Origin of the sequence: Corynebacterium sp. HMSC055G02 (assembly GCF_001809065.1) — a bacterium.
GTDB classification, from domain to species: domain Bacteria; phylum Actinomycetota; class Actinomycetes; order Mycobacteriales; family Mycobacteriaceae; genus Corynebacterium; species Corynebacterium jeikeium_D.
In genome coordinates this window covers 19,767-27,329 of sequence record NZ_KV795656.1, presented here as the reverse complement: position 1 = coordinate 27,329, position 7,563 = coordinate 19,767, and the positions used below count along the sequence as shown (strand labels likewise).

The window sequence follows — 7,563 nt, the reverse complement described above, 5'->3', positions numbered from 1 at the left end:
ACACCGAGCGGACACACTTTTTGTCACTTAACCCAGATTCCGAATGCCATCTGCATCAGGCACAAACAGAAAACCCCGCCACAGAAAACACTTTCGTGTTTCCCGCGACGGGGTTCTCGTCGTAAAGCCCGAGCTGATTGCTCAGCTGACGGGTCTTACTTAGCCTTCTCGATGATCTCGATCAGGCGGTAGTGCTTGTCCTTGGAGAGCGGACGGCACTCTTCGATGCGGACGCGGTCGCCCACGCCAGCCTCTTCGTTCTCGTCGTGCGCCTTGACCTTAGAGTTCGTGCGCATGATCTTGCCGTACAGGGCGTGCTGCTTGCGGTCCTCGAGCTCGACGACGATGGTCTTCTGCATCTTGTCGGACACGACGTAACCGGTGCGCACCTTGCGTGCGCCAGCCTCGGTGGTGTTCATGTTTTCCTCACTCATGCTGCATCACCATCGGTTGGTGCAGCAGACAGGCCGAGCTCGCGCTCACGCATAACGGTGTAAATGCGAGCAATATCCTTGCGGACAGTGCGGAGACGGCGGTTGTTGGTCAGCTGACCGGTAGCGCTCTGGAAACGGAGGTTGAACAGCTCCTCCTTAGACTCCTTGAGCTTGGCAACCAGGTCATCGTTATCCAGCGAGCGAAGCTCGTGGGCGGGAATGCCGTTCGACATCAGTACTGATCCTCCTTCCGAACGATTCGGGTCTTAATCGGCAGCTTAGCGCCTGCGCGCTTCAGTGCCTCGACAGCAGTTGCCTCGTCCGGGTAGGACATCTCGAACATGATGCGACCCGGCTTGACGTTTGCTACCCACTTCTCGACCGGGCCCTTACCGGAACCCATACGAACACCCAGTGGCTTCTGGGTCAGCGGACGGTCCGGGAAAATCTGGATCCAGACCTTACCACCACGCTTGACGTGGCGGTTGATAGCAATACGCGCTGCCTCAATCTGACGGTTGGTGATGTAGGCCGGCTCGAGAGCCTGGAGACCGTAGTCACCGAAAGTCACCTTGTTGCCGCCCTTGGACATACCAGAACGGGTCGGGCGGTGCTGGCGACGGAACTTAACGCGCTTCGGGATGAGCATGAATTAGCCCTCCTTCTTCTCAGATGCACGCTGACGACGCTTGCCACCACGACGCGGACGGTCGTTGCCGCGACGCTGGCGGTCGTTGCCGGCGTTGATCTCGGACTCGCGACGGCCACCGATCACGTCACCCTTGTAGATCCACACCTTGACGCCAATGCGGCCGAAGGTGGTGTGAGCCTCGTGGGTGCCGTAGTCGATCTCCGCACGCAGGGTGTGCAGCGGAACGCGACCCTCGTGGTAGCGCTCGGTGCGGCCCATCTCGGCACCGCCGAGACGACCGGAGCAGACAACCTTGATGCCCTTGACGTGCGGCTGACGCATTGCAGACTGGATAGCCTTGCGCATTGCACGACGGAAAGCGACACGGTTGGCGAGCTGCTCAGCGATGGACTGAGCGACCAGCTTCGCATCCGCGTCAATGTTCTTGACCTCGAGGATGTTCAGCTGAACCTGCTTGCCGGTGAGCTTCTCGAGCTGGCCGCGGATGCGGTCAGCCTCGGAGCCACGACGACCGATAACAATGCCCGGGCGTGCCGTGTGGATGTCCACACGCACGCGGTCACGGGTGCGCTCGATAACGACATCGGAGATGCCGGCGCGCTCAAGACCGGTGGACAGCAGATCGCGGATCTTGATGTCCTCGGCCAGGTAGTCAGCGTACTGCTTGTCGGCGTACCAGCGGGACTTCCAGTCGCTGGAAATACCGAGGCGAAGACCGTGTGGATGGATCTTCTGTCCCACTATCGGTCACCTTCCTTCTGGCTCTCGACGACCACGGTGATGTGGCTGGTGCGCTTGCGGACGTGGAAAGCACGGCCCTGCGCACGCGGGCGGAAGCGCTTCATGGTCGGTCCCTCGTTGGCGTAAGCCTCGGAGATGACCAGAGTACGACGGTCCAGGCCGAAGTTGTTCTCAGCGTTTGCAGCTGCAGACGCAACAACCTTGGCGACCGGATCAGCAGCACCCTGCGGAGCGTACTCCAGGATGTTCAGTGCCTCGTCGACGGACTTACCGCGAACGGTGTCCAGGACGCGACGTGCCTTCATCGGAGTAACGCGGACGAAGCGCGCAGTTGCGCGTGCAGAAGTAATGTCGTTGCTCATGGCTTATCGACGTCCCTTCTTGTCATCCTTGACGTGACCCTTGAAGGTCTTGGTCGGGGCGAATTCGCCCAGCTTGTGGCCGACCATAGAGTCATCCACGAACACCGGCACGTGCTTGCGACCGTCGTGAACGGCGAAGGTGTGGCCGATGAAATCGGGGAGAATCGTGGAGCGGCGAGACCAGGTCTTAATGACCTGCTTGGTGCCCTTCTCGTTCTGTGCATCGACCTTCGCGAGGAGGTGCTCATCGACGAACGGGCCCTTCTTAAGGCTGCGTGGCATTCTCAGTTCCCTCCTTAGCGCTTCTTATTCTTGTTGGTACGACGGCGACGAACGATCAGCTGGTCGCTTGGACGGTTCGGCTTACGGGTGCGGCCTTCCTTCTGGCCCCACGGGGAAACCGGGTGGCGACCACCGGAGGTCTTACCCTCACCACCACCGTGCGGGTGGTCGACCGGGTTCATGACAACACCGCGGACAGTCGGGCGCCAGCCCTTCCAGCGCATACGGCCGGCCTTGCCCCAACGGATGTTGATCTGATCCTGGTTTCCGACCTCACCGACGGTTGCACGGCAACGTGCGTCGACGCGACGGATCTCAGAGGACGGCATACGCAGAACTGCGTACTTGCCTTCCTTACCGAGAAGCTGAATAGAAGCACCGGCAGAACGTGCCAGCTGTGCACCAGCGCCTGGCTTGAGCTCCACGCAGTGAATAGTGGAACCGGTCGGGATGTTGCGCAGCGGCAGGTTGTTACCAACCTTGATGTCGGCATTAGCGCCGGACTCAACGATGGCACCCTGCTTCAGGTTCTTCGGAGCGATGATGTAGCGCTTCTCACCGTCTGCATAGTGCAGCAGTGCGATGTTGGCGGTACGGTTCGGGTCGTACTCGATGTGAGCGACCTTTGCCGGAATGCCGTCCTTGTCATTACGACGGAAGTCGATGACACGGTACTGGCGCTTGTGTCCGCCACCCTTGTGGCGAGTGGTGATGTGACCGTGAACGTTACGGCCACCAGTCTTCGACAGCGGGCGCAGCAGAGACTTCTCAGGAGTCGAGCGAGTAATCTCGCTGAACTCGGAGACGGAGCTCTGGCGGCGACCCGGCGTAGTCGGCTTGTACTTACGAATAGCCATACTTTTGCTCTTCCTTAACTTCCTCGTCGGCTAGCGGCTAAGCTGCCGAACCGCCGAAGATGTCGATGGGATCGCTGCCGGCCGCGAGAGTCACGTAGGCGCGCTTGGTGTTCTTGCGCTTGCCGTAGCCGGTGCGGGAACGCTTGCGCTTGCCCTCACGGTTGAGGGTGTTGACGGAAGCGACCTTGGCACCGAAAATCTCCTGGACCGCGATCTTGATCTGGGTCTTGTTAGCGTCGGTGTGGACCAGGAACGTGTAAACGCCCTGCTCCATGAGTCCGTAGGACTTCTCAGACACTACCGGTGCAACAATGATGTCGCGGGGATCTGCGATGGTAGCCATTACTTCTCCTCCTTACCGGCGGTGCGAGTGATGAAGTCATTGAGTGCCTGAACGGCGAAGATGACGTCATCGGCCTTCAGAACATCGTAGGTGTTCAGCTGATCCTCAGACAGGATGTGGACACCTGGCAGGTTACGAACCGACTTCCACGAGTTGACGTCCTCGCGCGGCAGAACGACGAGCACGTTGCGGCGCTCAGTCAGACGCTCGACAAAAGTACGAGCTGCCTTGGTGGACGGGGTCTGGCCTGGGACCAGTTCCTCGACAACGTGGATGCGGTCGTGGCGAGCACGGTCAGAGAGTGCGCCGCGCAGAGCAGCTGCAATCATCTTCTTCGGGGTGCGCTGGCTGTAATCGCGAGGCACCGGGCCGTGGACAACGCCACCGCCGGTCCAGTGCGGAGCACGGATCGAACCCTGACGAGCGCGACCGGTACCCTTCTGGCGCCACGGCTTGCGGCCACCGCCGCGAACCTCACCGCGGGTCTTGACCTTGTGGGTGCCCTGGCGAGCTGCTGCACGCTGCGCGACAACAACCTGGTGCATCAGGGCGATGGACACCTCCGCGTCGAACACGGAAGCAGGAAGCTCAACCGAACCGTTCACGCCGCCTTCAGCGGTGTGTACGTCTAGCTTGAGGTTGGTCATGCGTGAGCACCACCCTTCGTGGCAGTCTTAACAACCAGCAGGCCGCCGCGTGCACCCGGAACTGCGCCCTTGATGAGCAGCAGGTTCGCGTCAGCGTCAACCTTCTGGATCTTCAGGTTCTGGGTCGTGACCCGGTCGTTACCCATGCGGCCTGCCATGCGCTTGCCCTTGAAGACGCGTCCTGGCGTGGCGCAAGCGCCAATGCCACCAACACGACGGTGAGCAGCCTGGTTACCGTGAGCGGCACCCTGGCCAGCAAAGCCGTGGCGCTTCATACCACCGGCGAAGCCGTGGCCCTTAGAGGTACCAGTGACGTCGACGTACTCAATTTCGCCGAAAATGTCGACACCAACGGACTGGCCGACCTCGTAAGAGGAAGCGTCCGGGGTGCGAATCTCAACGCTGTGGCGACGCGGGGTCACACCGGCCTTCTTGAAGTGGCCGGCCTCCGGCTTGTTGACCTTACGCGGGTCAATTTCGCCGTATGCAATCTGGACGGCGTCGTAGCCGTCGGTTTCCTTAGTGCGCACCTGAGTCACTACGCACGGCCCAGCCTCAACGACGGTAACCGGAACAACGCGGTTCTCCTCGTCGAAGATCTGAGTCATACCGAGCTTCGTGCCCAGGATGCCCTTGATCTCGTTTTCACTCATTTATCTTGTCTCCGCTACCAAAAGTCCAGGATCACTGAATGTTCACATCGACACTTGCCGGAAGGTCAATGCGCATAAGTGCATCGACGGTCTTCGGCGTTGGATCGAGAATGTCGATCAGACGCTTGTGAGTGCGCATCTCGAAGTGCTCGCGCGAGTCCTTGTACTTGTGCGGCGAACGGATAACGCAGTAAACGTTCTTTTCGGTTGGCAACGGCACCGGGCCAACGACGCGTGCACCCGTACGGGTAACGGTCTCCACGATCTTTCGCGCAGAAGCGTCGATAGCCTCGTGGTCGTAGGCCTTGAGCCTGATGCGGATCTTCTGTCCGGCCACGCTTGTCCTCTCCTCGGTCGGCGCGCCCCAATTAAAGGGGCGTCGACCCTGTCAATGTTTCTCGACGCCGTCAGCAACTATGGCCAGCGCCAGAAATTAAAACTGGGTTGTGCATTACTTCAAAGCGATTTCGTCTTCGATCGTCATGGCAAATTAACTTATGGCCATGACCCGAGCGGACGAATAACGCCTTGCACTCAAATCCCAGTGGAAAACAAGTCCCCCTCGTGGGGCTCTTCATTTGCCTACTGCCGCTGTTAATTTGCCATGCCACCTCCGACCCCCGCGGTCGGGCGTGTCGCCCGTTTTTCTCCGTGAGGCACGATCGGGAAGAAACTTCCCTACGTGGTCATGCTCGCCTTACCATAGGCGCTATGTCCAATTTCGTACTGGTTCCCAGCTGGGCCTGATACAACAATTGGCGCGAACGCCTTTGTTAAAGCAACCTCCGTATTAAAGCACGTCCGGGCTACGAATGTAAAATCACGATTCCAAAGTGCAACGTACATCACACCCATTACGGCACAGTCGGCTTGACGACGGCTATTGCGTCGCCCCCACCCCGTCTAGTGTCGGGTATGTACAGATACAAAAAATCCCGACTTCCGCTTACGCGGAGTCGGGATTCTTCTAAGACTTAAGTTAAAGCACTTCCCCTATGGGGAGAAACCTTACTTAACGATCTTGGTAACGCGGCCAGCGCCGACGGTGCGGCCACCCTCGCGGATAGCGAAGCGCAGGCCCTCGTCCATTGCGACCGGCTGGATCAGCTTGACAGACATGTCAACGTTGTCGCCCGGCATGACCATCTCGACACCTTCCGGCAGGGAAACGACGCCGGTGACGTCGGTGGTGCGGAAGTAGAACTGCGGACGGTAGTTGTCGAAGAACGGGGTGTGACGGCCGCCCTCATCCTTAGACAGGATGTAGACGGAACCCTCGAACTCGGTGTGCGGGGTGTAAGCGCCCGGCTTAGCAACGATCTGACCGCGCTCGATGTCCTCACGCTTGGTACCGCGGAGCAGCAGACCACAGTTGTCGCCAGCCTCAGCGGAATCCAGCAGCTTGCGGAACATCTCGATACCGGTAACGGTGGTCTTCTGGGACTTCTCCTTGATGCCCAGAATCTCGACCTCGTCGTTAACGTTCAGAACGCCGCGCTCAACACGACCGGTAGCAACGGTGCCGCGACCGGTAATGGTGAAGATGTCCTCAATCGGCATCAGGAACGGCTTGTCGGTCTCGCGAACCGGATCCGGGATGTTCTCGTCGCAAGCTTCCATCAGCTCGACGATGGAGTTGACCCACTTCTCTTCGCCCTCAAGAGCCTTCAGAGCGGAGATGTGGACGATCGGAGCTTCCTCGTCGTAGTCCTGCTCAGCCAGCAGCTCGCGGACCTCCATCTCGACGAGCTCGATGATCTCTTCGTCGTCGACCATGTCGCACTTGTTCAGCGCAACGAGGATGTACGGAACGCCAACCTGGCGAGCCAGCAGAACGTGCTCGCGAGTCTGCGGCATCGGGCCGTCAGTAGCAGCGACAACCAGGATTGCGCCGTCCATCTGAGCAGCACCGGTAATCATGTTCTTGATGTAGTCGGCGTGGCCCGGGGCATCGACGTGAGCGTAGTGGCGCTTCTCCGTCTGGTACTCAACGTGGGAAACGTTGATGGTAATGCCACGTTCCTTCTCTTCCGGTGCCTTATCGATGGCATCGTAAGCGAACGACTCGTTCAGGTCCGGGAACTTGTCAGCCAGAACCTTGGTGATAGCGGCGGTAGTGGTGGTCTTACCGTGGTCAACGTGACCAATGGTACCGATGTTGACGTGCGGCTTCGTACGCTCGAACTTCGCCTTTGCCACTTTTAGTCCTCCTGGAGGTCTAGGTGGCCACGACTCTCGCAGCCACAATTTTGTGGTCACTCAATCCGCCTTCACAACATCAGAAGCCTTCAAGCTGTTCGCTTACGACTTCGGAACGTGCGCGCGCAAAAGAGCACTATTCTTTCACTGTGCCAGTTACTCGATACTAGGGCAGGATACTGGAGTTTTCCAAACCAGACCAACCCCCTAGTTAAGGGTGGGTAACGGCCAGCAACTCATATCGTCATTTACCTGCATAAATGCTAGATATTTGAGTTGCGATCTAAAATCGCCCGACGATATGAATTGCGAGCAGCTACCCCCTAGAGCTTGCCTGTGCTAACAACCGCCAACAGTCTGACGATGGCTCAGCACAGTCAAAGCTAGAGGGAA

12 protein-coding genes are annotated in these 7,563 nt (G+C 59.0%); all 12 read right to left on the bottom strand.

Features of this window, described 5'->3' with window-relative positions; translation table 11 throughout:
- Positions 1-155 precede the first annotated feature (155 nt).
- Positions 156-434 (bottom strand): 30S ribosomal protein S17, encoded by a 279-nt coding sequence (gene rpsQ, locus HMPREF2547_RS06470; protein WP_042388398.1) that lies wholly within the window; start codon positions 432-434, stop codon positions 156-158.
- The gene (rpmC, locus tag HMPREF2547_RS06465; protein ID WP_005509851.1) at positions 431-667 is read right to left on the bottom strand and encodes a 50S ribosomal protein L29; all 237 of its coding nucleotides are present in this window, start codon (positions 665-667) and stop codon (positions 431-433) included. Before rpmC ends, rpsQ begins: the two co-directional genes overlap by 4 nt.
- A complete protein-coding gene (gene rplP / locus HMPREF2547_RS06460; RefSeq protein ID WP_016422059.1) occupies positions 667-1,083 on the bottom strand; it encodes a 50S ribosomal protein L16 in 417 nt (138 codons plus the stop codon). The genes rpmC and rplP overlap by 1 nt, the downstream gene beginning before the upstream one ends.
- Before the next feature lie 3 nt (positions 1,084-1,086).
- Positions 1,087-1,827 carry a 30S ribosomal protein S3 gene (rpsC, locus tag HMPREF2547_RS06455; protein WP_016422058.1) on the bottom strand — a complete coding sequence of 247 codons (741 nt, stop codon included), beginning with the start codon at positions 1,825-1,827 and terminating at the stop codon, positions 1,087-1,089.
- On the bottom strand, positions 1,827-2,189 hold the full coding sequence (rplV, locus tag HMPREF2547_RS06450; RefSeq protein WP_005509775.1) for a 50S ribosomal protein L22: 363 nt from the start codon (positions 2,187-2,189) through the stop codon (positions 1,827-1,829). Before rplV ends, rpsC begins: the two co-directional genes overlap by 1 nt.
- A 3-nt stretch (positions 2,190-2,192) precedes the next feature.
- Positions 2,193-2,471 (bottom strand): 30S ribosomal protein S19, encoded by a 279-nt coding sequence (gene rpsS / locus HMPREF2547_RS06445; protein ID WP_005509882.1) that lies wholly within the window; start codon positions 2,469-2,471, stop codon positions 2,193-2,195.
- Positions 2,472-2,485: 14 nt separating this feature from the next.
- Positions 2,486-3,328, bottom strand: coding sequence for a 50S ribosomal protein L2 (gene rplB, locus HMPREF2547_RS06440; RefSeq protein ID WP_016422056.1), 843 nt, complete (start codon positions 3,326-3,328; stop codon positions 2,486-2,488).
- Between the two features lie 37 nt (positions 3,329-3,365).
- Positions 3,366-3,671: a 50S ribosomal protein L23 gene (rplW, locus tag HMPREF2547_RS06435; RefSeq protein ID WP_005509869.1), complete on the bottom strand. Its 306-nt coding sequence runs from the start codon at positions 3,669-3,671 to the stop codon at positions 3,366-3,368.
- Positions 3,671-4,318, bottom strand: coding sequence for a 50S ribosomal protein L4 (gene rplD, locus HMPREF2547_RS06430; RefSeq protein WP_016422055.1), 648 nt, complete (start codon positions 4,316-4,318; stop codon positions 3,671-3,673). Before rplD ends, rplW begins: the two co-directional genes overlap by 1 nt.
- Positions 4,315-4,971, bottom strand: coding sequence for a 50S ribosomal protein L3 (gene rplC, locus HMPREF2547_RS06425; protein ID WP_005509762.1), 657 nt, complete (start codon positions 4,969-4,971; stop codon positions 4,315-4,317). Before rplC ends, rplD begins: the two co-directional genes overlap by 4 nt.
- A 31-nt stretch (positions 4,972-5,002) precedes the next feature.
- Positions 5,003-5,308, bottom strand: coding sequence for a 30S ribosomal protein S10 (gene rpsJ, locus HMPREF2547_RS06420; RefSeq protein WP_003938093.1), 306 nt, complete (start codon positions 5,306-5,308; stop codon positions 5,003-5,005).
- 671 nt (positions 5,309-5,979) lie between these two features.
- Positions 5,980-7,170, bottom strand: a complete 1,191-nt coding sequence (gene tuf, locus HMPREF2547_RS06415; RefSeq protein WP_016422054.1) for an elongation factor Tu — start codon at positions 7,168-7,170, stop codon at positions 5,980-5,982.
- Positions 7,171-7,563: the final 393 nt, after the last annotated feature.

Bases quoted from the DNA above. Each gene is read 5' to 3' on its own strand.
- rplW (WP_005509869.1), bottom strand. From the start codon at position 3,671: ATGGCTACCATCGCAGATCCCCGCGACATCATTGTTGCACCGGTAGTG.
- rpmC (WP_005509851.1), bottom strand. From the start codon at position 667: ATGTCGAACGGCATTCCCGCCCACGAGCTTCGCTCGCTGGATAACGAT.
- rplD (WP_016422055.1), bottom strand. From the start codon at position 4,318: ATGACCAACCTCAAGCTAGACGTACACACCGCTGAAGGCGGCGTGAAC.
- rplB (WP_016422056.1), bottom strand. From the start codon at position 3,328: ATGGCTATTCGTAAGTACAAGCCGACTACGCCGGGTCGCCGCCAGAGC.
- rpsQ (WP_042388398.1), bottom strand. From the start codon at position 434: ATGAGTGAGGAAAACATGAACACCACCGAGGCTGGCGCACGCAAGGTG.
- rplV (WP_005509775.1), bottom strand. From the start codon at position 2,189: ATGAGCAACGACATTACTTCTGCACGCGCAACTGCGCGCTTCGTCCGC.
- rpsS (WP_005509882.1), bottom strand. From the start codon at position 2,471: ATGCCACGCAGCCTTAAGAAGGGCCCGTTCGTCGATGAGCACCTCCTC.
- rplP (WP_016422059.1), bottom strand. From the start codon at position 1,083: ATGCTCATCCCGAAGCGCGTTAAGTTCCGTCGCCAGCACCGCCCGACC.
- rplC (WP_005509762.1), bottom strand. From the start codon at position 4,971: ATGAGTGAAAACGAGATCAAGGGCATCCTGGGCACGAAGCTCGGTATG.